The organism is Streptococcus sp. 11273D007BT (assembly GCF_053547195.1).
In genome coordinates this window covers 748,029-771,081 of record NZ_JBPWPE010000001.1, presented here as the reverse complement: position 1 = coordinate 771,081, position 23,053 = coordinate 748,029, and the positions used below count along the sequence as shown (strand labels likewise).

The 23,053-nt window shown below is 38.6% G+C and carries 22 protein-coding genes; 1 reads left to right on the top strand and 21 read right to left on the bottom strand.

The genetic code is table 11. The features are described from left to right. Positions 1–75 precede the first annotated feature (75 nt). Positions 76–981, top strand: coding sequence for a KPN_02809 family neutral zinc metallopeptidase (gene ypfJ / locus ACEE75_RS04010; protein WP_447574447.1), 906 nt, complete (start codon positions 76–78; stop codon positions 979–981). A 65-nt stretch (positions 982–1,046) separates the two neighbouring features. Here the strand turns inward: ypfJ and ACEE75_RS04005 are convergent, their stop codons facing one another. From ACEE75_RS04005 to glgB, 21 genes are all read right to left on the bottom strand, one after another. Continuing rightward, positions 1,047–1,415 carry an OsmC family protein gene (locus ACEE75_RS04005; protein ID WP_447574446.1) on the bottom strand — a complete coding sequence of 123 codons (369 nt, stop codon included), beginning with the start codon at positions 1,413–1,415 and terminating at the stop codon, positions 1,047–1,049. A gap of 58 nt (positions 1,416–1,473) precedes the next feature. Then, positions 1,474–3,879, bottom strand: coding sequence for a phenylalanine--tRNA ligase subunit beta (gene pheT, locus ACEE75_RS04000; RefSeq protein ID WP_447574445.1), 2,406 nt, complete (start codon positions 3,877–3,879; stop codon positions 1,474–1,476). After that, on the bottom strand, positions 3,863–4,405 hold the full coding sequence (locus ACEE75_RS03995) for a GNAT family N-acetyltransferase (RefSeq protein WP_447574444.1): 543 nt from the start codon (positions 4,403–4,405) through the stop codon (positions 3,863–3,865). Before ACEE75_RS03995 ends, pheT begins: the two co-directional genes overlap by 17 nt. After that, positions 4,405–5,448: a phenylalanine--tRNA ligase subunit alpha gene (pheS, locus tag ACEE75_RS03990; RefSeq protein WP_447574443.1), complete on the bottom strand. Its 1,044-nt coding sequence runs from the start codon at positions 5,446–5,448 to the stop codon at positions 4,405–4,407. Before pheS ends, ACEE75_RS03995 begins: the two co-directional genes overlap by 1 nt. Before the next feature lie 364 nt (positions 5,449–5,812). Continuing rightward, on the bottom strand, positions 5,813–6,691 hold the full coding sequence (locus ACEE75_RS03985; RefSeq protein ID WP_447574442.1) for a DNA/RNA non-specific endonuclease: 879 nt from the start codon (positions 6,689–6,691) through the stop codon (positions 5,813–5,815). 11 nt (positions 6,692–6,702) lie between these two features. Next, positions 6,703–6,888 (bottom strand): DNA-directed RNA polymerase subunit beta, encoded by a 186-nt coding sequence (locus tag ACEE75_RS03980; RefSeq protein WP_447574441.1) that lies wholly within the window; start codon positions 6,886–6,888, stop codon positions 6,703–6,705. 2 nt (positions 6,889–6,890) lie between these two features. Further along, positions 6,891–8,162 (bottom strand): UDP-N-acetylglucosamine 1-carboxyvinyltransferase, encoded by a 1,272-nt coding sequence (gene murA / locus ACEE75_RS03975; protein ID WP_447574440.1) that lies wholly within the window; start codon positions 8,160–8,162, stop codon positions 6,891–6,893. Between the two features lie 22 nt (positions 8,163–8,184). Continuing rightward, positions 8,185–8,421: a DUF1146 family protein gene (locus ACEE75_RS03970; protein WP_447574439.1), complete on the bottom strand. Its 237-nt coding sequence runs from the start codon at positions 8,419–8,421 to the stop codon at positions 8,185–8,187. A gap of 46 nt (positions 8,422–8,467) precedes the next feature. Then, positions 8,468–8,884 carry a F0F1 ATP synthase subunit epsilon gene (locus ACEE75_RS03965; RefSeq protein WP_447574438.1) on the bottom strand — a complete coding sequence of 139 codons (417 nt, stop codon included), beginning with the start codon at positions 8,882–8,884 and terminating at the stop codon, positions 8,468–8,470. 12 nt (positions 8,885–8,896) lie between these two features. Beyond that, positions 8,897–10,303, bottom strand: coding sequence for a F0F1 ATP synthase subunit beta (gene atpD / locus ACEE75_RS03960; RefSeq protein WP_354366944.1), 1,407 nt, complete (start codon positions 10,301–10,303; stop codon positions 8,897–8,899). A gap of 59 nt (positions 10,304–10,362) precedes the next feature. After that, complete coding sequence (locus tag ACEE75_RS03955) at positions 10,363–11,241, bottom strand: F0F1 ATP synthase subunit gamma (RefSeq protein ID WP_354366942.1); 879 nt, start codon at positions 11,239–11,241, stop codon at positions 10,363–10,365. A gap of 18 nt (positions 11,242–11,259) precedes the next feature. Beyond that, complete coding sequence (atpA, locus tag ACEE75_RS03950) at positions 11,260–12,765, bottom strand: F0F1 ATP synthase subunit alpha (protein ID WP_449164732.1); 1,506 nt, start codon at positions 12,763–12,765, stop codon at positions 11,260–11,262. A 15-nt stretch (positions 12,766–12,780) separates the two neighbouring features. Further along, complete coding sequence (locus ACEE75_RS03945; protein WP_447574436.1) at positions 12,781–13,317, bottom strand: F0F1 ATP synthase subunit delta; 537 nt, start codon at positions 13,315–13,317, stop codon at positions 12,781–12,783. Continuing rightward, complete coding sequence (atpF, locus tag ACEE75_RS03940) at positions 13,317–13,814, bottom strand: F0F1 ATP synthase subunit B (protein WP_447574435.1); 498 nt, start codon at positions 13,812–13,814, stop codon at positions 13,317–13,319. The genes ACEE75_RS03945 and atpF overlap by 1 nt, the downstream gene beginning before the upstream one ends. 18 nt (positions 13,815–13,832) lie before the next feature. Next, positions 13,833–14,546 carry a F0F1 ATP synthase subunit A gene (gene atpB, locus ACEE75_RS03935; RefSeq protein WP_427893910.1) on the bottom strand — a complete coding sequence of 238 codons (714 nt, stop codon included), beginning with the start codon at positions 14,544–14,546 and terminating at the stop codon, positions 13,833–13,835. A gap of 42 nt (positions 14,547–14,588) precedes the next feature. Then, positions 14,589–14,789, bottom strand: coding sequence for a F0F1 ATP synthase subunit C (locus tag ACEE75_RS03930; protein WP_427893912.1), 201 nt, complete (start codon positions 14,787–14,789; stop codon positions 14,589–14,591). 212 nt (positions 14,790–15,001) lie between these two features. Continuing rightward, a complete protein-coding gene (locus ACEE75_RS03925) occupies positions 15,002–17,398 on the bottom strand; it encodes a glycogen/starch/alpha-glucan phosphorylase (protein ID WP_447574434.1) in 2,397 nt (798 codons plus the stop codon). A gap of 12 nt (positions 17,399–17,410) precedes the next feature. Next, on the bottom strand, positions 17,411–18,847 hold the full coding sequence (gene glgA, locus ACEE75_RS03920; RefSeq protein ID WP_447574433.1) for a glycogen synthase GlgA: 1,437 nt from the start codon (positions 18,845–18,847) through the stop codon (positions 17,411–17,413). Then, positions 18,847–19,980 carry a glucose-1-phosphate adenylyltransferase subunit GlgD gene (glgD, locus tag ACEE75_RS03915; RefSeq protein WP_427893918.1) on the bottom strand — a complete coding sequence of 378 codons (1,134 nt, stop codon included), beginning with the start codon at positions 19,978–19,980 and terminating at the stop codon, positions 18,847–18,849. Before glgD ends, glgA begins: the two co-directional genes overlap by 1 nt. Next, positions 19,970–21,109: a glucose-1-phosphate adenylyltransferase gene (locus tag ACEE75_RS03910; protein WP_354366926.1), complete on the bottom strand. Its 1,140-nt coding sequence runs from the start codon at positions 21,107–21,109 to the stop codon at positions 19,970–19,972. The genes glgD and ACEE75_RS03910 overlap by 11 nt, the downstream gene beginning before the upstream one ends. A gap of 24 nt (positions 21,110–21,133) precedes the next feature. Beyond that, on the bottom strand, positions 21,134–23,008 hold the full coding sequence (gene glgB, locus ACEE75_RS03905) for a 1,4-alpha-glucan branching protein GlgB (protein WP_447574432.1): 1,875 nt from the start codon (positions 23,006–23,008) through the stop codon (positions 21,134–21,136). Positions 23,009–23,053: the final 45 nt, after the last annotated feature.

The following is a 23,053-nucleotide window of genomic DNA, read 5'->3' as shown; positions in this document are numbered from 1 at the left end:
ATTTATGAGTCAGACCCTGACAAAAGTATGACAAAATAACGTATAATAGAAGTAACATGATTTTAGGAGACCATAATGAAAACAGATAAGTTACGAGAAAGTTCAAATATTGAAGACCGTAGAGGACAATCAGGAACTTCATTCGGAAGTAGTGGTGGATCAAGTGGTAATCTTCTTTTTTCCCTTCTTTTTTCTCGAATGGGACTAAAAGGAAAGCTCATCCTAGTTCTTCTACTTTTAGTCTTTGGCGGAAGTGCTGGACTGAGTTCCATTTTTACAGGACAATCAAACCAAAATTATTATCAATCACGGCAGGTTGAAACCTCGGGAGCAGATGTTTCTGATACTGACGCTGAATTTGTCAGCAAAGTACTTGCTAGCACAGAAGATTTTTGGAGTGAGACGTTTACTCAAAATCATCTCACTTATCAAGCTCCAAAACTCGTTTTTTATACTGACCAAACTCAAACAGCCTGTGGTATGGGGTCCGCACAAGCTGGACCATTTTACTGCTCAGGAGACCAAAAAATTTACCTTGATATCTCTTTTTATCAAGAACTCTCTGATAAATACAAGGCTTCTGGAGACTTTGCCATGGCCTACGTCATTGCTCATGAGGTGGGGCATCACATTCAAAACGAACTTGGGACCATGACCTCTTATGCCACCAAACGCCAAAAATTATCTGAAAAAGATGCCAATGCATTAAATGTGCGCCTTGAATTACAAGCAGACTACTATGCAGGAGCTTGGGCAAAATATGTTGAAAATCAAGGACTCTTGGACATTGGAGATATTGATGAGGCCTTAAATGCAGCACACGCTGTTGGAGATGACACCTTACAGGAGCAAGCCTATGGGCGCTCTGTCCCAGACTCCTTTACCCACGGGACCTCTGCCCAACGCAAATACTGGTTTGAACAAGGTTACAAATATGGTGACTTAGAACATGGTGACACCTTCAGTCAAACTAATATCTAAAAAAAGCGATAGGATACAGAAACACTGATTTAGTGCTCTGAACTCCTACCGCTTTTCCTTTTACTCTAAATATAAGACCAAGTCACTGCCAAATCATCTCTTAATAATTGTTTGACCTTGCATTTTTCTTCAATATAGTTGGCTAAATCATCCTTAACTTCTTCTGTTAATTGGACATCTAAATCCAAGAAAAGCACCACGGACTTTTTCTCAAAATCCAGCTGGCTATCAACGACTACTTTGACATCATTTTTATGCTGAACCTTAGCAAAGTAACCTTGAACACACATGGTAACACATGAAGCTAAGGCAATGTTTAAAAGACTAACAGGTGTTTCACCCTGTTCGACTAGCCCAAAACTTGTGATAGACTCACCATAACCGCTTGATACCACTTCAAACAAGGATCTACCTTCTACATGTGATTGATACATTATTTTTCCTCCTTAGAGCAAAAAGAGATTGGGAAACGCCAATCTCTTTTATTCCTTCTTATCTGACCTCAGCTGCAACTGTCTCAACCAGTGATTTTGTGATTTTTTCCATATATTTGGCCACTTCTTCATCAGTTAGGTTATCCGATGGATTTTGGAAGGTCAAGCTATAAGCCATGGACTTTTTACCAGCCTCAATACGCTCACCTTGATAAACATCAAAGAGTTTAACTTCTGTCAGACGTTTCACACCTGCTGCATAAATAGCGTCTAAGATACTTTGGTGTGTGGTTTCTTTATCCAAAAGTAGAGCAATATCGCGAGAAACAGCTGGGAATTTCGTGATATCTTTAAAAATAGGATCAGCTTGAAGAGCTTCTTCGATAGCAGATAAGTTTAACTCTGCCACGTAAGTTTCAGGAATATCATAATTTTTAGCGGTTTGTGGATGAACTTGTCCGACAAAACCAAGTAACTGTTCTCCCAAACGAATTTCTGCTGTTCGTCCTGGGTGCATACTTGCCAACTCTTTTGTCGCCACATAAGTCACTTCTAAGTTTAACTTTTTAAAGATAGCCTCTAAAATCCCTTTTGCATAAAAGAAATCGACTGGTGTAGCTAGTGTTTGGAAGTCTTTTTCCGCTACCAAACCAGACAAAGCAAAAGCAAAACTATTGATTTCGGTTGGTAAATCTTCTTTAGGATGACCTGTTTGTTCAAAGATTTTTCCGATTTCATAAATCGCTAAGTTTTTATTCTGGCGTGCCACATTATAAGCAATCGTATCTAGCATTCCTGAAATCATATTTTGACGCAAAACAGAACGTTCAACGGTCATCGGCCACATCAATTCTGTTAATTGTGTCGCTTGAGGGGTAAACTCAACAGCTTTTTCTGGTGTTGTTAAAGCATAAGAGATAATTTCTGACAATCCTGCTCCTTCAGCTAGGGTACGAACTTTTCGACGCAAACTTTGTGTCAGAGTCAACTCACCTGCAGTCCCTGCAGCTTCTGGTAGAGTAGTTGGCAATTGGTCATAACCATAGATACGTGCAATTTCCTCAACCAAATCAGCCTGAATACTAATATCCCATCTGCGACGTGGCACACTAACCGTAAAGTAGTCTGCATCACCTGTGATACCAAAACCAAGTTTAGCAAAAATAGCCTCAATATCGGTATAATCTAGTGTTGTCCCTAAGCGAGTATTAACATAATCAAGATTTGTTGAAACTTCAACGGCTTCTGTCGGCACATGACCTGCAGAAACGATACCCGATAGGACTTCTCCTTCAGCTAATTCTGTCAGCATAGCTGCAGCAAAATCAAGGGCTTCTGTAACGGTTGCATAGTTCACCCCTTTTTCAAAACGTGATGAACTCTCTGAACGTAAGTTCAAGCGTCCACTTGTCTTGCGGATAGACTTACCATCAAAAACAGCTGCTTCAAGAACGACAGTCTTAGAGTTAGCATCAATCTCCGTAGATTGACCACCCATCACACCACCTAGAGCAACAGGTTTATCATTAACCGTGATAACAATATCTTCTGTTGTTAACTCACGCACTTCACCATCAAGAGTGATAAGACTCTCACCTGCTTTAGCCTGACGAGCAAGAATGTCTCCATTTTCAAACTTATCAAAGTCAAAGGCGTGCATAGGCTGACCAAAGTAGAGAAGAATATAGTTGGTCACATCCACCACATTGTTGATAGGACGAATTCCTTGGTTCATCAATAGATTTTGCAACCACTGTGGACTCGGCTTAACCACGACATTTTCTACAACACGCGCAGAATACATCAAGACCTTATCCGAATCAATGCCTACACTGATCTTATCTTTAGCTGGTTTCTCACTCTCTTTAACCACTTTTTCAGGGAATTGAACAGCCTGACCATAGATAGCTGCCACTTCATGCGCAACTCCACGCATTGACAGAGCATCTGCACGGTTTGGGGTAATAGACAACTCAATAATCTCATCATCTAAATCAAGATATTTAAAAATTTCATCACCTGGAACAGCATCTTCTGGTAAAATTTGAATCCCATCAGAAAACTCTTTTGGAATCACTGAATCTGAAATCCCCAACTCAGCTAATGAACAAATCATGCCAAGCGATTCCATTCCACGAATTTTTCCTTTTTTTATCTTATAGTTATCTGCAATACGGGCACCTGGAATAGCAACAATAACCTTAATTCCTGCCCGTACATTTGGTGCACCACACACTACTTGGCGTAGTTCTTTATCACCTGTATTAACTTGACAAAGATGAAGGTGAGTGTCTGGAACATCCTCACAAGAGACCACCTCACCAACAACTAATTTTGACAAGCCCTCAGCTGGACTTTCCACACCTTCTACTTCAATACCGGTTGTTGACATTTTTTCAGCCAATTCTTGACTTGGCACATCAATCGCAACCAGTTCTTTTAACCATTTATAACTTACTAACATGTTTTTCCTTTCTCTCTAGGGGCTTTCTTAACAACCAATCTGTATCAATCTTATTTCCTGTCACAAACTCATGTTGACCAAAACGCTCAAAGCCATATTTTTGATAAAAAGCTTGTGCTCTGATATTGTGTTCCCAAACTCCTAACCAGACCCATTCACAATTGGAAGCCAAAGCTTTTTCCATCGCAAAATCAAATAAGACCTTTCCAAAACCCAAACCTTGATAAGCTTGTTTTAAATAAATCCGTTGAATCTCAAACGCATTAGGCAGCTCTTGTTCTGTTTGAGCTAAACCTTGATTTAGTTTTAAAAAACCCGCAATTTCTTCTTCAACCAATAAAAAATAGTGCTGCGAATCAGGATTCTCTAACTCCTTTTTAAGACGTGCTAAAGATAAGTCTGAGTTAAAGTAGGTCTCAAGATCCTCTTGGTTCATATAAGATCCAAAAGTTGATTGATAGGTTTCCATAGCTACTTCTCTTAGGAGCTCAACCTGATGAGACCCGATAGAAACAATTTTAGACATTATTTAAATTGCTCCGTGAAACGTTGATCCCCTTGGTAGAAGCCACGAATATCATTGATACCATAACGTAACATGGCAATACGTTCTTGACCTAAACCAAAGGCAAAACCAGAGTACTCTTCTGAATCGACACCTGACATTTCAAGGACACGGGGGTGAACCATACCAGCTCCTAAAATTTCGATCCATCCTGTTTTCTTACATACATTACAACCTTGTCCACCACACTTAAAGCAAGATACATCTACTTCAACAGATGGCTCAGTGAATGGGAAATAAGATGGGCGTAAACGAATCTTACGATCCTCACCAAACATTTTCTTAATAATCATCTCAAGTGTGCCCTTAAGATCTCCCATAGAAATATTTTTTCCAACAACAAGTCCTTCAATCTGATGAAATTGATGGCTATGGGTTGCATCATCAGTATCACGACGGAAAACACGACCTGGAGAGATCATTTTTAATGGCCCTTTTGAAAAATCATGCTCATCTAACGTACGCGCTTGAACAGGGCTGGTATGGGTACGGAGTAAGATTTCCTCTGTAATATAAAAGGTATCTTGCATATCGCGTGCTGGGTGATCTTTTGGAAGGTTCATACGTTCAAAGTTGTAGTAATCTTTTTCAACCTCAAATCCATCAACAACTTGAAAGCCCATTCCTAAGAAAATATCTTCAATTTCTTCACTTGTTTGGCTTAGAATATGACGATTCCCAACAGCAACTTTACGACCTGGAAGGGTCACATCAATTGTCTCACTTTCTAGCTGCGCCTGAATCTTAGCTTGTTCAACAATTTTTACTTGCTCTTCAAAAGCAGTTGTCAATACATCACGCACTTCATTAACTTGCTTCCCGATAACAGGTCGCATATCGTGTGAAAGGTCTTTTAAACCTTTTAAGAGCTCTGTTAAAGAACCTTTTTTACCTAAAACTTGTACGCGTAAATCTTGTAACTCTTTTGAGCCTTCTGCTCCCAACTCTTTAAGTTGAGAAAGTGTCTTTTCTTGCAATTCTTTTAATTGTACCTGTAAATCCATTGCTATCCTTCCTTTTAAAAACATAATTGTGCTAGCTTAGCCATTCAACCTAACATGAGATTCCCATCCCAAGTTCTAAACAGCCTTAACTAGCTTAACAAAAGAAAAACCGCATGCCACTACTCCTCTTAAATCGGAGCGTTAACACGCGGTACCATCCGTCTTTTATCTGCTGTGCAGACCTTAATTACCGGTCCTTTTTCTGAGTGAATTCACCAAATTTTCATCTAGGGAGCTTCCAGTCACGGCTCCCAATCCCTGTTAAATTGCCATAAGGTTACTAGTCTCTTGGACCATTATTCAATTACTACCATTCTATCAAAAAATTTTTTTACAGACAAGAGCTTTCTGTGATCTTCTCATCTTAGTTTACTGTCACTTCTCCAGTCGCATAATTTAAAGTGATACCAGATTGAACGTTAGGCACAAACACATTAAACTCCAAACTTCCATCAGAAGACTTAGCTTCCAGGTGCACTCCTGAAGAAATTAGATTATTTCCATCATAAACTAAGGAAACACGATAACGAACTCTTTTATTATTATCAAGTGCCTTTCTGATAAAGCCTTCATAATAATTTTGTCCGGTTGAATCACTTGATCCAGCTTGGTTAGACCAGGCCGTCTGAGTTGCGATATTTTTAGGATTACTGGTTGAAGCATCAAATCCTTTTAAGTTCCCAGCTAAAGCATATCCAATCAAATGCCCACGATCAACCGCATGATTATATTCCCCAGATAATTTTAAGACCTGATGCCAACCTGCTGGTTTCCAAGAGGTTGAGCCATTACCAGTAGCTTCACGATTTTGATATTGTCTCGTTGCTTTGGTTAACAAGGCATTGGCAACGGTTGGAACAGTTTGCCCTTGGACCACCTTGGTTTTATTATCGACATAAGGGAGACTGGAGACCTTAGCATTAAGATCTGTCTTATTATTATTGATAATAAAGGCTCCGGCACCATTCCATTGAATCTGATTTCCTAGTTGCTGTTTGACATTAGCTGTCATCACGGTATTAGCAAGCGCTTCTGTTGGCGTGGATTCACTAGCTGTTGAGCCATTTGAAGCCACTTGACCACTACTTGCATTGGTATTGGTTACCAATTGCGCAACTTGCTTAATGGGATTGTCGTTAGAGATTTTGTCACTTGTCGTGATAAAATATAGTCCCAATGTAGCAACTAAGACTAAGAGACTAATCAGTGGGTTGGTCTTTTTTTTCCTTCTTTTCTTTGCCATGTTTACTCCTATCAGCCTGTAAATTTAGCGAAAATATCAGACCATTTGCTTGGAGATAAGATTGCAAAAGGATTATCCCCTTGTCCAAAAATGCTATAGCCTAACATTAAGCCAATAGCTAAAAAAATCAGACATAAAATCACAACTAATAAGATAAATAAAAGCTGACGGGCAACATATTTTAATCCAAAATCCATGACTAATCCTCACTAACACGTTCAATGTCAGCTCCCAAAGCAGCTAGCTTTTTGTGGAACTCATAATAACCACGATCTAAGTGACTTAACTTACCAATAGTTGTTTTACCTTTAGCCACCATCCCCGTTAAAATAAGGGCTGCGCTAGCACGAAGATCAGTTGACATCACAGGAGCTCCTTGTAATTCCCCACCCCCATGAATCAAAGCTGTGTCACGCATAATCTCAGTACTCAAGCCCATTCGACGCATCTCTTCTAAATGTTGGAAACGATTTTCAAATACCGTTTCAATCATAGTAGATTCACCACTCACCACTGCCATCAAAGCTGTAAATTGTGCCTGCATATCCGTAGGGAAACCTGGATGAGGAAGTGTTTTAACAGTGACAGGCTTTAATTGAGCAGTGTCAGCTTTAACGCGAATCCCTTCTGATTCTTCAATAATCTCAACGCCCATCTCCATTAATTTAGAAATCAAGGGACGATTGTGCTCCCAAACAGCATCTTTAATCAAGATATCACCATTGGTCATTGCCGCAGCTACCATAAAAGTCCCTGCTTCAATACGATCTTGAACAACACTGTGCTCTGCACCATGCAGTTTTTCTACTCCAACAATGGTCAACGTCTCTGTTCCAGCACCACGGACATCTGCACCCATTTTATTTAATAACATTGCCAAGTCAACAATTTCAGGTTCACGCGCAGCATTTTCAATGATGGTTGTCCCTTCAGCAAGGGTGGCTGCCATCATCAAGTTTTGGGTAGCACCGACACTTGGGAAATCCATATAAATCATAGCCCCTTTTAAGCGTTCAGCTTTAGCTGTAATATCACCACCTTCTTGGGTAATAACAGCCCCCATTGCCTCTAAGCCTTTTAAGTGTAAATCGATAGGACGACTTCCTATGGTGCAACCTCCTGGCATAGACACCTTAGCATGTCCTTGACGAGCTAAAATTGGACCTAATACCACGATTGAAGCACGCATTTGACTAACATACTCATAAGGGGCTTCATCTAAAAGATCACCAGTTGCATCTACTACCACTTGGTGTTTATCTTCATCAAAATCTACCGTAATATTTAAACCACGTACCACATTATTCATAGTAAAAACGTCTGATAAAATGGGAACATTGGTCAATTTTGTCTTACCTTCACTCGGCAAAATGGTTGCTGCTAAAAGGGGTAATACTGCATTTTTCGCCCCTTCAATAACAACTTCTCCTTGTAATTTAGTGTTTCCACCATTAACAATAATTTTATCCATTAGATACTCCATACTTTATATTTTACTGAAATACGGTCCACATCAACTGACTTAACTCAATGATCCCCAAGAAAAATGATGACACAAGGTAGCCTAAAGCAATGCTAATAAAAACTACAAAAATACGAATACGTCCCAAATTATCAGGTGTCATTTTTATCATCTTCTCCCAGTCAAATAAATGACTAAATAAGTGATAAGAAAAATAGATGAAAAAAAGATGACTTGAGAGTGTCACAATATGATTGATTAATTCCATAAGAACATCATAACAAAAAAACCGAGAAAAATCTCGGTTTAGCTACTTATTTTGTTCCAACACTGATTCGGTTAAGGGCACGTTGAAGAGCAATTCGGGCACGACGCACCTCATCAATATCATGCGAATTTTCTGCATCAGCTAAGTCACGTTCGGCACGAAGTTTCGCACGTTCAGCACGACTAACATCAATGTCACGCTCACGTTCAGCTGAATCTGCTACAATGGTCACGACATTATCTTTCACTTCCATAATGCCTCCATTAACAGCTACCCAATCAACATGCTTATCATCATCAATGCGACGAATTTTCATCTCATGTACCGCAAGAGGAGCCATAAGATTAACGTGATTTGGTAAAATCCCCATCTCACCATCAATTGTTCTCACAGAAATAAGGTTTGCATGATGGTCGTATTTTATACCATCTGGAGTCACGACTTGTACCGTCATATATCCCATAGACTCACCTCATTAGTAACCTAATTTTTTCGCTTTTGCGACAACATCCTCAATTGGACCAACGTTTCTAAAGGCATCTTCTGGAATATGATCATATTTTCCTTCAAGAATTTCTTTAAATCCTTTAACAGTTTCTTTAACTGGAACATAAGATCCTGGCATACCAGTAAATTGCTCCGCTACGTTAAAGTTTTGTGATAAGAAGAATTGGATGCGACGGGCACGTCCTACCAACACTTTCTCATCATCTGATAATTCATCCATCCCCAAGATTGCAATGATATCTTGTAACTCACGATAACGTTGTAACACACGTTGTACTTCTGAAGCGACCTCATAGTGTTCTTGACCCACAATCTCTGGGGCAAGAGCACGTGAACTTGATGCCAATGGATCAACAGCTGGGTAAATCCCCATTTGTGTTAAGCGGCGTTCTAGGTTAGTAGTTGAGTCCAAGTGTGCAAAAGCAGTCGCTGGAGCAGGGTCAGTATAGTCATCGGCTGGGACATAAATAGCTTGAATAGAGGTAACTGAGCCTTTTTTAGTAGAGGTGATACGCTCTTGCAATTGTCCCATCTCCGTTGCTAAGGTTGGCTGGTAACCAACGGCAGAAGGCATACGACCAAGAAGAGCTGATACCTCGGAACCTGCTTGCGTGAAACGGAAAATATTATCAATGAAAAGAAGAACATCTTGCCCTTCTACATCACGGAAATATTCAGCGATGGTAAGTCCTGTCAGTGCAACACGCATACGAGCACCTGGTGGTTCATTCATTTGACCAAAGACCATTGCAGTCTTTTCAATAACACCAGATTCTTTCATTTCCCAGTAAAGGTCGTTCCCTTCGCGTGTACGTTCACCAACACCAGTAAAAACTGAAATCCCACCGTGCTCTTGCGCAATATTGTGGATCAATTCTTGAATTAAGACTGTCTTACCAACACCGGCACCACCGAATAAACCAACCTTACCACCTTTTAGATATGGAGCAAGAAGGTCAATGACTTTAATGCCTGTTTCTAAAATTTCAGTTGAAGTTGATAACTCATCAAATGCTGGCGCTTTTTTATGAATTGGTTCACGATCAACAGCATCTGTAAAAGGTGCCTCAAGATCAATAGTGTCACCCAAGACATTAAAGACACGTCCCAAGGTTTCTTTACCAACAGGTACAGAAATCGGACGACCAGTATCCAATACTTCTAAACCACGGCTTAAACCATCAGTAGATTCCATAGCAATAGTACGTACTAAACCATCACCCAATTCAAGAGCAACTTCTAGAACGATTTTTTGAGATTTATCGCCATTTTTATAAACTACCAACGCATTGTTAATCTCAGGTAGGGTTTCACCAGCATCAAAACGAACATCAACTACTGGTCCAACAACCTGAGCAATTTTGCCTGAGCTCATTATTTTCTCCTTATGTTATTTTGATTTTTAGATAAGATAACTATTCTATAAAACAATTATCAATCTAAAGCATTTGCACCACCGACAATCTCAGTGATTTCTTGTGTAATCGCTGCTTGGCGTGCACGGTTATACTGAATGGTTAAATCGTTAATCAGATTTTTGGCATTATCTGTTGCAGCACGCATCGCTGTCATTCCTGCTGCATGTTCTGCTGTTTTAGCATCAATAATTGCCCCATAAATTAAACTTTCTGTAAACTGTGGTAGTAATTGATCTAAAATAGCTTCACGATTTGGTTCCAATTCAAAACCTGTGACACCTTCTTTTGCAGCCTCACCTTCATCTAAGTCAGAGATTGGAAGCATTTTTTGAACACGTACTTGACTTGTCAAACTATTAACATGATGATTGTAACAAACATATAATTCATCAAATAGCTCTTCTTTATACATCTCCACAGATTGTGAGATGATGCGTCCAACTTGCTCAAAACTAGGTTGGTCTGCTAAGCCACGTAATTCAAACGCAATGTCTATTCCACGCGCCTTAAAGAAGTCTGCCCCCATACCACCAATAGCAATAATTTCATACTCATCTGTATGATCATGATCTTGCTCTAGCATTTCCATAACTGCTTTTAAGATGGTTGAATTGTAGCCACCAACTAATCCTTTATCAGAGGTGATCACAATATAACCTGTTTTTTTAACAGGACGTGATACCAACATTGGATTAGTTGATCCTCCTGACAAATCACCTTTCAATAGATCCGTTGTGATTTGACGAACTTTTGAAGCATAGACTTGGAAATCTTTTGCAGCTTGTTCTGACTTAGTCAATTTGGCTGCAGATACCATATGCATGGCACCTGTAATCTGACTTGTTTTTTTAGTGGATGCAATCCTTGCTTGAATTTCACTAAGAGAGCCTGCCATAATGAAAGCCTCCTATTCTTAGTTAAATCGTGATTGATCTTTAAATTCTTGAATAGCTGCATCTAAAACAGCTTCCTCAGGAAGATCTTTTGTTGTGCGAATATGGTCAAAGATATCACTATGATTAGCATCAAAATAAGCATACAACTCTTCTTCAAATGCTAATATATCTGCTACAGGAACACTATCTAGGAAACCATGTGTCAAAGCATATAAAATCGTCACTTGTTTTTCCACAGGAAGTGGCTGATACAATGGTTGTTTTAAGACCTCCACTGTACGACGACCACGGTTTAATTTTGCTTGTGTCGCAGCATCTAAATCCGAACCAAATTGTGTAAAGGCTTCTAACTCACGATAAGAGGCCAAATCTAGACGAAGCGTTCCTGCCACCTTCTTCATTGCTTTAATTTGTGCAGCCCCCCCCACACGTGAAACAGACGAACCTGCATCAATGGCTGGACGGATACCAGAGTTGAACAAATCGTTTTCTAAGAAGATTTGCCCATCTGTAATAGAAATAACATTGGTCGCAATATAAGCTGAAATATCTCCTGCCTGAGTTTCGATAAATGGAAGAGCTGTAATAGAGCCACCCCCTAGTTCATCAGAAACTTTTGCTGAACGCTCTAATAAACGACTATGCAAATAGAAGACATCCCCTGGATAAGCTTCACGCCCTGGAGGACGACGAAGAAGAAGAGAAAGTTCACGATAAGCGACTGCTTGCTTTGATAAATCATCATAAACAATCAAAACGTGTTTTCCATTATACATAAACTCTTCTGCCATTGCGACACCAGCATAAGGTGCCAAGAATAAAAGAGGAGAAGGTTGTGAAGCAGACGCTGTAACCACAATCGTATAATCCAAAGCCCCATATTGACGAAGGGTTTCAACTTGCGTACGAACAGTTGACTCTTTTTGTCCAATCGCTACATAAATACAAATCATATCTTGACCTTTTTGGTTCAAGATAGCATCGATAGCGATGGAGGTCTTACCTGTTTGGCGGTCACCAATCACCAGTTCCCGTTGACCACGACCAATGGGAACAAGAGCATCAATAGCTTTTAATCCCGTTTGTAATGGCTCAGAAACAGATTTACGTTGCATTACACCTGGAGCTGGAGCTTCAACAGGACGGGTCTTACTTGTCTTGATCTCACCCAATCCATCTACAGGTTGGCCAAGAGGGTTCACCACACGTCCAATCATTTCTTCACCTACTGGTACTTCCATGATTTTACCAGTACGTTTGACTGTGTCACCTTCACGGATAGCTCCGAAATCTCCCAAAATGATAATCCCTACATCATTTGACTCAAGGTTTTGAGCCATACCGAAGGTTCCATTTTCAAAAATGAGGAGTTCTCCACTCATGGCATTATCTAAACCACGAGCACGAGCAATACCATCACCGATGTATGTTACGACACCGATTTCAGTGACGTCAAAATTTGGCTGAAAATTTTCGATTTGCTTTTTAATTAAAGCGCTAATTTCTTGTGCATTTATTGCCAAAAGTCACACCACTTTCTATTTTAAATTCATTTTCAATTGCTGTAATTGTTGTTTGATACTTGTATCAATGACTTGATTATTAGCTTGTAAGATAAAACCACCAATCAAAGATGGATCAACTTCTTCAATCAGACGTCCTGCCTTAATCCCAAATTTTTGGGACACCTTTATGAGTAAACGTTCCTTTTGATCTGATGACAATTTTACTGCAGACTTGACCAGTATGTCATAGGTATTACTAGTCTTATCCATCTCCTCTAAAACTGCCAACAAAATTTCCTTTAACAAAGCTTCTCGATCATTTTGTAAAATTACCTCAAGAAAATTGTTCAATTCCTTTGAACTAGACTCTTGAAACAACCTAACAATTTGAATTTTTTCTGACTTAGGAACGCTGATATTAGCAAGAAAACGAGCGATATCAGTTGTTTTAAAAATTTCTAATATGGCTACAGTCTCTTGCCGTAAAGAAGGAATGATAGCCTTATCAGAAGCGATTTCAACTAAAGACTTGGCATAAACTTGCACAAGAGCTGTTGTTTTTGCATCCATTAGGCTTCTCCTAGCTTATCCAGATAAGAATCAATTAATTCTGACTGTGCTTGAGCATCAAGATGCGTTGCCATGATCTTTTCAGCTAAAAGAACTGTCAAGTCAGCAACTTCTCCCTTAACACTTGCGACAGCTTCTGCTTTACTTTGTTCAATATTTTGTTTCGCCTGTTCAATTTGGCGACCAGCTTCTAGTCGTGCTTCTGAGATGATTTTATCACCTTCTGATTGACTAGTATGTCTAGCAGTTTCTACAATTTGACCTGCTTCTTCTCTTGCATGAGCAAGCTGTTGCTCACGTTTTTCTTTCAATTCTTCTGCTTGCGCTAAAGACTGTTCTGCACCTTCAATATCAGAAGCAATTTTCTGCTCACGTGCTTCGAAGATTCCTGTAATTTGCTCCCAAGCATACTTACGAATAAGAACATACAAAAGAATAACTGAGCCAGTCACGATAATCAGATTACCAAGCGTTGTTGCATTAATTAGTAATTCCACTATGTCTCTCCCCTCTAATTACTCTTCCTCATCCAAAATCTTTTCGCCAACATATTTGGAAGATAAAATGATAAATACATAAGCCTGAATACTACCGATAAATAGCGAAAATGCTGTCCAAACCAAATTTATCCCAAATGATAGTGGGGCCAAAAAGATGTTGATACCAACTAAGTTGACAATTAAAGACGTTACCACCTCACCGGCATAAATATTACCGAATAAACGAACAGCTAGTGAAAGAACATTAGTAAATTGCTCTAAAATAGTCATTGGAAGCATAGCAGGCATTTCTCCCAAATAGCCTTTTAAATAGTGGCTCATTCCTTTTTTACGAATAGCCCCAATATGAACAACCAAGGCTACGATTAGAGCAAGTCCAAGATCGATACCAAAACTAGCTGTTGGAGATGTCCAAAAGTTATATCCGCCTAGTTCAACCTTACTTAGCAAACCGATAGAGTTGGAAAACCATACAAAGAAAAAGATGACAAAGAAAAACAGACTATAATCTTTGGTGTATTTGCCCAAGTTTTGACTAATGGCACCTTGAACAAACTCATACAAAAATTCAATCACATTCTGCTTCCCTTTAGGTTTTACAGACATTTTTCTCGTTGAAAAATAAATCAATAAGAAGGCTGATAAAACCACCAAGAGAGACATGATAAGAATTGTCACATCAAAATGTATTCCTAAAAATTGGACTACTAAATTTTCTGATGACTCCATATTCTCCCCCTTTTAGAATAGAAAATAATTACAATTGATTTCCTATTTTACGAGGAATGTAAAGACAAAGAGAACAAAGAATGTTCCTTCGATAAAGGCAACACCTGTAAACATCAATGTTTGCAATTTGCTATACATTTCAGGTTGACGTGCTGCAGCTTTTGCAACGTTAGCGACAAGAAGACCCTCACCGATACTAACACCCATAACTGCAATACCAAGTGCTAAGATAGCTAAATTCATTTCGAATTCCTCCATTATTAAAAAATTTTACCTGTCTAGTTTAGTCCTATTTTTAAAGTTTGTCAATGAAAATAAGCGATTTCTTTCGCTTTTCTTAAACCATTCCTAACCTTTATCGTTAAGGTTATGATTTGCTTTCAAAAACTTTACATTCATTTTCATAGACTTTTCTTCCTATTTAAATAGGACGGATATACCGTCCCATTTGAACATTATTTTTTAAGATTCCAAATTTCTTCTGCGTATTCTGTAATCGTGTCATCTGATGTGAATTTATCCGAGTTAGCAATATTTAACAAGCTCATACGAGACCACTGCGTACGATTACGGTAAAGCTGATCAATTTTTTCTTGAGCTTCTACATAAGCAGGGAAGTCTTCTAACAAGAAATACTCATCATTATGCGTAATCAGTGCTTCATAAATCTCTGTTCCCTCTGCTTGACTATTTGGAATAGTACCATTGATGAAACTATCGACAACACGTTTAATCACAGGATTGGCTTCATACACCCCGCGAGCATAATAATCATGTGCGGCATAGTGCGCATAAACAGCGTCTTTATCCATACCAAAAATCACAATATTATCATCTCCGACTTCGTCTTTGATTTCAATATTTGCACCATCAAGCGTTGCCAATGTAATAGCTCCTGTCATCATAAACTTCATATTTGATGTTCCAGACGCTTCTTTTGATGCCAGCGAGATTTGTTCTGAGACATTTGCTGCGGGAATAATCAGTTCAGCTAAACTCACATTATAGTTTTCAAGAAAGACAACCTTCAATTTCCCTTGCAAACTATCATCATAATTAATCAAATTTGCTAATTCATTGATAATCTTAATCACAGACTTGGCAAAATGGTAGCCTGGTGCTGCCTTGGCTCCGAAAATAAAGACACGTGGTACCATATCTTTATCTGGATTATCTTTTAAATCAAGGTAGAGTTTAATAATATGAAGAACATTTAGTAATTGGCGTTTATAAGCATGTAGGCGCTTGACCTGAACATCAAAAATGGCTTCTGTTGAAACTTCAACACCTGTTGTTTCAAAAATATATCGTGCCAACTTAGCCTTAGCCTCTTGCTTAACATGATAAAAATTGTTTAAAACAGCTGTATCATCTGCATAAGCTTTTAGTTTTTGAAGCTCATGAATATCTGCACGCCATGCTTCTCCAATTGTTTCATCAATCGCTTTTGATAATTCTGGTGCTGCAATTTGTGTCCAACGTCGTTGCACAATACCATTTGTCTTGTTATTAAACTTCTCTGGGTATAAAAGATAAAAGTCATGTAGAGTATCTTCTTTAAGCAGTTCTGTATGAAGTTTCGCAACACCATTGACTGAGTGTCCTCCAATAATAGCTAAGTTAGCCATATGGATTTGCCCATCTTTGACAATCCGCGTGCGATTAATCACCCCAGAGTCAATCCCTTTTTGAGCCATCTCTGCTACAAATCTGTTGTCAATTTCTAGAACAATCTGATAAACACGAGGAAGAACGTGTTTAAAGAGTTCGGCATCCCATTTTTCAAGAGCCTCAGACAAGATGGTATGATTGGTATAACTCATGGTTTTAACAGTCGTATTCCAAGCAGTTGACCAATCCAAACCATAATCATCTACCAAGAGACGCATAAACTCAGCTGGAGCAACAGCCGGATGAGTATCATTAATGTGAACAGATACTTTTTCATGAATCTGCTCAAGAGGTAATCCTTGCTTAAGATAGGACTTGATAATCGTCTGCAAACCTGCACTGGTCATAAAGTACTCTTGAACTAAGCGAAGCTGTTTTCCTTCATAGTTTGAATCATCTGGATACAAGATGGCTGTAATATCTTCTACTCTACGACGAGATTCTAATGTAGGATAATATAGTTCATACTCTTCAGGAATCTCAACATCCCAAAGGCGAAGATTGTTAATATTGTCATTTTCAAATCCAATTTGAGGAACATCATAAGGAACAGCTCTTAGAACCTGAGCCCCTTCATAAACAGGTACCAGTTTCCCACTTTCGTCTGCGCTTAAATAAACATCCCCGAATAGTTTGACATCCACGATGTTATGATCTTTGCGTGTCTCCCAAACATTACCAATTGATCCAAACCATGAGTCTGGAAGTTCAACTTGATAACCATCAACAATGCGCTGTTTAAACAACCCGTATTGGTAACGAATACCATTACCAAAACCTGGATAGCCTGTTGTGGCTAATGAGTCCATAAATGCTGCTGCCAAGCGTCCTAGACCACCATTACCTAATGCCATATCATGCTCTGCATTTTTTACAGCATCAAAGTCAACATTTAATTCCGCAAAGCCTTCTTTTACAATGTCTAAAATCCCTAAGTTAAGAAGATTGGTTTCTAGCATACGTCCTGGTAGAAATTCAATTGAAAAATAATAGGCTACTTTTTCTTGATTTTCTGATATCTTCCGATTTCTCTCCAACCAGAGGGGCGTATAGTACTTACGGATCACTTTTGCTAAAGAGGTAAATAATTCAGTTGGTGTAGCATCAACGACTTTAATCAGTTGTTCTTCATGGAGCGTGTCTTTAAAATCACGAATAAATTTTTCTTTTGTCAGTTGCATCTTTCTTTTTCCTTATGATGAAAGCAAATGTTGATAAAGTTCTTGATAAGCATTACTTGCAGTATCCCAAGAAAAATCTCTTGTCATAGCCTGTTCTTGTAGGGCTTTCCAATCTTCCTTATGATGACAATAAACATCAAGGGCTCTTTCTAGGGTTTTAGTCAACCAGAAGCCTGTTAAACCTTTGAAAGTAAATCCTGTTCCAGAATGATCATAAGGATTATAAGGTTGCACTGTGTCTTTAAGACCTCCTACTTCATGGACCAATGGTAAACTGCCATATCTCATCGCCATCATTTGTGATAGACCACATGGTTCAAAAGCACTTGGCATAAGGAAGAGATCACTGGCTGCATAAATTTGTTGAGCCAACTCTAAATCAAAAGTAATATTAGCTGATAACTTTTCAGGATAAACTTGCGCAAACCATCCAAAAGCCTGTTCAAAGTCAGCGTAGCCTGTTCCAAGCAAGGCAATTTGAACATCTTGTTGTAGGATATGTTGAAGCTCATCTACGACAACATCAAAACCTTTTTGGTCTGTTAAGCGCGAAACAACCCCAATCAGGGGAGCATCTGCTCGAACTGGTAATCCTAAGCGCTCTTGAAGGGCTGCTTTATTGATAGCCTTACCAGATAAATCCTCAACTGAAAAATGAGCCACCAGATGTTTATCAGTTTCAGGATCTAGTATTTCAGTATCAATCCCATTAACAATACCTGATACCTTACCTGCCTCCATGCGCATAACTTGATCCAAGCCCTTACCAAATTCAGGAGTCATGATTTCATGCGCATAACTTGGTGAAACAGTTGTCACACGATCTGCATAAAGAACAGCCGCTTTCATCCAGTTTAAACAATCATTCCAACGCAAAGTCCCATCAGCATAACGTTCATAGCCTACACCAAATAGTTCCCAAAGCATCCCAGAATCAAACTGACCTTGAAACTCAATATTATGAATGGTAAAGATTGTTTTGATCCCTTGATAAGCTTGAATCCAATGGTATTTTTCCTTCAATAAAAAAGGTATCATCGCAGTATGATAATCATGAACGTGTAAAATATCTGGAATAAAGTCAACTTTTTCCATCAATTCTAAGGCTGCAAGCTGAAAGAATGCAAAGCGTTCGCCATCATCCCATTCCCCATAAACACGACCACGGAAGAAATAATCACGATTATCAATAAAATAGAAGGTGACACCATCTTTTACAATTCTTTTAACCCCAACATATTGGTGACGCCAACCGACATTGGTATAAAAATAGAGAACATCTTCTACTTCATGACCAAACTTTTGATCCACAACATCATAGTAAGGAAGAATGACTCGGACATCATTTCCCTTTTTAACAAGAGATTTAGGCAATGCCCCAATGACATCACCTAATCCTCCTGTTTTGGCAAAGGGAGACCCCTCTGCCGCCACAAATAACAATTTCATTAAACTACATCTCCGCTAATTTTTTGTCCTTTACCAATCACAACTGGATGATCTTCTGTTCCACGAATAGTCACTCCCGCTGGAATTGTAACGGATTTATCAATGATGGCATATTCAACCACTGCTCCTTCTTCAATTTTCACCTTAGGGAAAATGATAGAACGTTTGACACTAGCATCTTTGGCAATATGACAGCTACGTGAAATAATGGAATGATCAACTGTACCTTCAATAACACTACCAGATGCAAATTGAGAATTCGTCACATGTGATTTATCATCAAAGTAAGTAGATTCTTCGTTTTTAACTTTGGTATAGATTTTTTGGTTAGAATAAAGTAAAGAGTAGAATTTTTGTGGATCTAACATATCCATATTCGCATCATAATAAGATTTCACAGAGTTGATATTTGCTACATAGCCTGTGTATTCAAATCCCAGTGCTTTTGATTCTACCAATAATTGTCTCAATAAGAAGCGTAATTTCATTGGCTCTTCTTTTTGAACTTCTTCTTCTAATTTTTCAATTAACCATGGTGTATTAACGATATAAATCCCTGTTGACATCTTCTCTAAATCACCATTAACATCTGTTAACTCTTTTTTCCCAACAACAGTGTCGGTTTCATCCATCACAAGAATTTCATTGACAGGAGATAGCTGTGCTTTAGGAAGCTTTTTATAAACCACTGTCATTTCACGTTGATTGGCATTGTGTAAATGAAGCACCTGTTGAAGATCGATGTTACATAATATATCGCAACCCATATAAATCGTTTGATCACTGCCAGAGCGTTTTAAGTAAGTCAAGATTTGCTCATAATAGTCTTTGTCTGCAGTATCAATTTCATCATCCGCATTATGAAATCCTAAGAAATAATGACTTAAAAGCGTGTTTAAGCCCCACTCGCGACCACTACGAATATGATCAAAAATTGAACGGATATTTTGACCACGGAAGATACCGTAAACACTTCGGATACCAGCATTTGCAAGATTTGATAATTGAAAGTCAATCAAACGATATTTCCCATCAAAAGGAAGATTAGCAAGAGGACGATTTGCCGTTAAGTCCCCCATATCATGATAACCAACTGTGTTTCCTAAAATTGCAGAATATTTATCAATCTTCATTTGGTACCCCCACTACCTCATTATATCCAACGACTTGTACTTCTTCTGTGCCATCAATGACAACACCCTCACCAATTTCTGCGCCTTCACCAATGATGGCACGTGTAATTTTAGCACCTGCTCCAATCTTAGCACCACTCATGATAAAGCTATCTTTAATCTCTGCACCTTCTTTAACCTGAACATTTGTAGATAAGATAGAATGTTCCACCTTCCCTGATACAAAGCAGCCATCAACAACGAGAGAATCTTTCACTTCTGCTTCAGCTGTAATAAAGTTTGGTGGTGCAATTTGGTTTTTAGAGTAGATTTTCCAAGAACGATCACGACTATCTAATTCATTATCAACAGCAATATACTCCATATTGGCTTCCCATAGGGATTCGATTGTCCCTACATCTTTCCAATAGCCGTTGAAGTTATAAGTGTAAACTCGCTCACCAGAGTCAATATAAGCTGGAATGACATTTTGTCCAAAGTCAGACATATCAATAGTATTCTTCTCAGCATCTACTAACATTTCACGAAGACGTTTCCAAGTGAAAATATAGATTCCCATAGAAGCCTTTGTTGATTTAGGCTCTGCTGGTTTTTCTTCAAATTCAACGATACGATCACTAGCATCAGTGTTCATAATCCCAAAACGGCTAGCTTCTTTTAATGGAACATCAATAACGGCAACTGTTAAGCTAGCTAAATTGTCCTTATGCGTTTGTAACATATCATCATAATCCATTTTATAAATATGGTCACCTGATAGGATTAACACATATTCTGGATCAATACTATCAATATAGTCAATATTTTGATAGATAGCATGACTAGTTCCCTGAAACCAACGATTTCCTTCTGTGGCGGAATAAGGCTGTAAAATCGTTGCACCTGAATCAATACCATCAAGCCCCCAGGCTGATCCATTACCGATATGACTATTAAGGGCTAAGGGTTGGTATTGTGTGATGACACCAACATTGTTAATACCTGAATTGGCACAGTTGGACAAGGCAAAATCAATAATGCGATAACGTCCACCAAATTGAACAGCCGGCTTAGCAATACTTTGTGTCAATTTCCCAAGACGTGTGCCTTGACCACCAGCAAGGATTAGTGCTAACATTTCATTCTTCATCTAGTTCTTCCTTCCAAGAATTTATTATTTTTTTAAACGACGTTTAATTTTCCAGATACTTGCCCCAAGCGCTGGAAGTGTAAAGCTTAATGTGTGATCGTAGTGTTTCCAAGACCCTCTTTGAGTCCGAGTGACAGGGTTATTTTCTTTCCAAACACCTCCAAATTCTTCCCGTTCTGTATTTAAAATCTCTTCGTAAATCCCTGCTTGAGGAAGACCTATGGTAAAATCTTTTCGCTCAACAGGAACCATATTAAAGACACACACTAAGAGATCACCCTTCTCATTTTTTCGGATAAATGATAGGACACTTTGGTCACGATTGTCTGCATCAATAATCTCTATACCATCATAAGAATCATCAATTTGCCAAAGTACTTTATGGTCTTTGTACAACTGATTCAAAGTAGATGTGAACTCTTTCATTTTGGCATTCATCTCATCTTCAAGATTAGACCATTCTAAACTTTCATCATATTTCCATTCTAAAAACTGTCCAAATTCACTTCCCATAAAAAGAAGTTTTTTACCAGGATGACAGATTTGATAGGTATATAAATTGCGAAGTCCTGCAAATTGATTATAACGGTCCCCCCACATTTTATGCATCATGCTTTTCTTACCATGTACAACTTCATCATGTGAAAATGGTAAAACAAAATTTTCACTAAACAGATACATAAAGCTAAAAGTAACCAAATTAAAGTCATACTTACGATAAACAGGATCTTCCTCATAGAATTTTAGAATATCATTCATCCATCCCATATTCCATTTATAATCAAACCCTAAACCATCATCTTCTTGATGACCTGTAATGCTTGTCACCGCTGTTGCTTCCTCAGCAATCATCATCACATCTGGATAATAACCTTTTATGACACGGTTTAATTTTTGTAAAAATCCAAATCCCTCGTAATTGCGATTCCCCCCATCTTTATTGGGTTGCCAAGGACCGCTATCATAATCTAAATAAAGCATATTACTGACAGCATCAACCCTTATCCCATCAATATGATAAGTATCAATCCAGAATTTAGCGCTTGAGATTAAAAATGATTGGACTTGATTTTTCCCTAAATCAAAGTTCAAGGCTCCCCAACCATAATTGTGGGCGCGATCATGATCTTGATACTCAAAAGTGGGTGTCCCGTCAAAATAGGCTAAAGCATCATCGTTAATCGTAAAGTGTCCTGGTACCCAATCAACCAAAACACCAATATTATGAAGATGACAAGCTTCAACAAAATCTTGGAACTGTTCAGGAGTACCATAGGTTGATTCAAAAGCAAAATACCCCATCAGCTGATAGCCCCAACTCATTCCTAGAGGATGAGCCATTAAGGGCATAAACTCAACATGAGTATAATGCATATCAACTAGATATGGAATCAACTCCTCTTTTAATTCTTCAAAATTATAAGGATGACCATCTTCGTGGACTTTCCATGACCCTGCATGAACCTCATAGATATTAACGGGACGTTGTTTAAACCCTAAGCGCCTTCTTCTTCCTAACCATAGTCCATCTTTCCATTTTTTAGGTTTTAGATGTTTAATCACTGCCCCTGTTCCTGGCCGTTTTTCAAAATATACCGCAAAGGGATCAATCTTTTCAACTACCTGACCACTAGCACGTGTTACCAAATACTTATAAATCTGTCCTTCATTTGCTAGGTCTGTTTCTACTTCCCAGACACCAGCATCATTAGGTGTCATAGGAAGTGGATTTTCTCCCCAATTAGTAAAATCACCAATGACCGAAACTGCTTTAGCATTTGGTGCCCAAACCCTAAAAACATGGTGCTTTCCATCCTCGGCTAAATGACAACCAAAATAATCCTGTGCCTGATAATTCTCTCCAATACCAAAAGTCCACAACGCTTCTTGTGTATCCATTCCACCACCCTTTCATATGAAACCGTATTCAATATAGCTAATTTT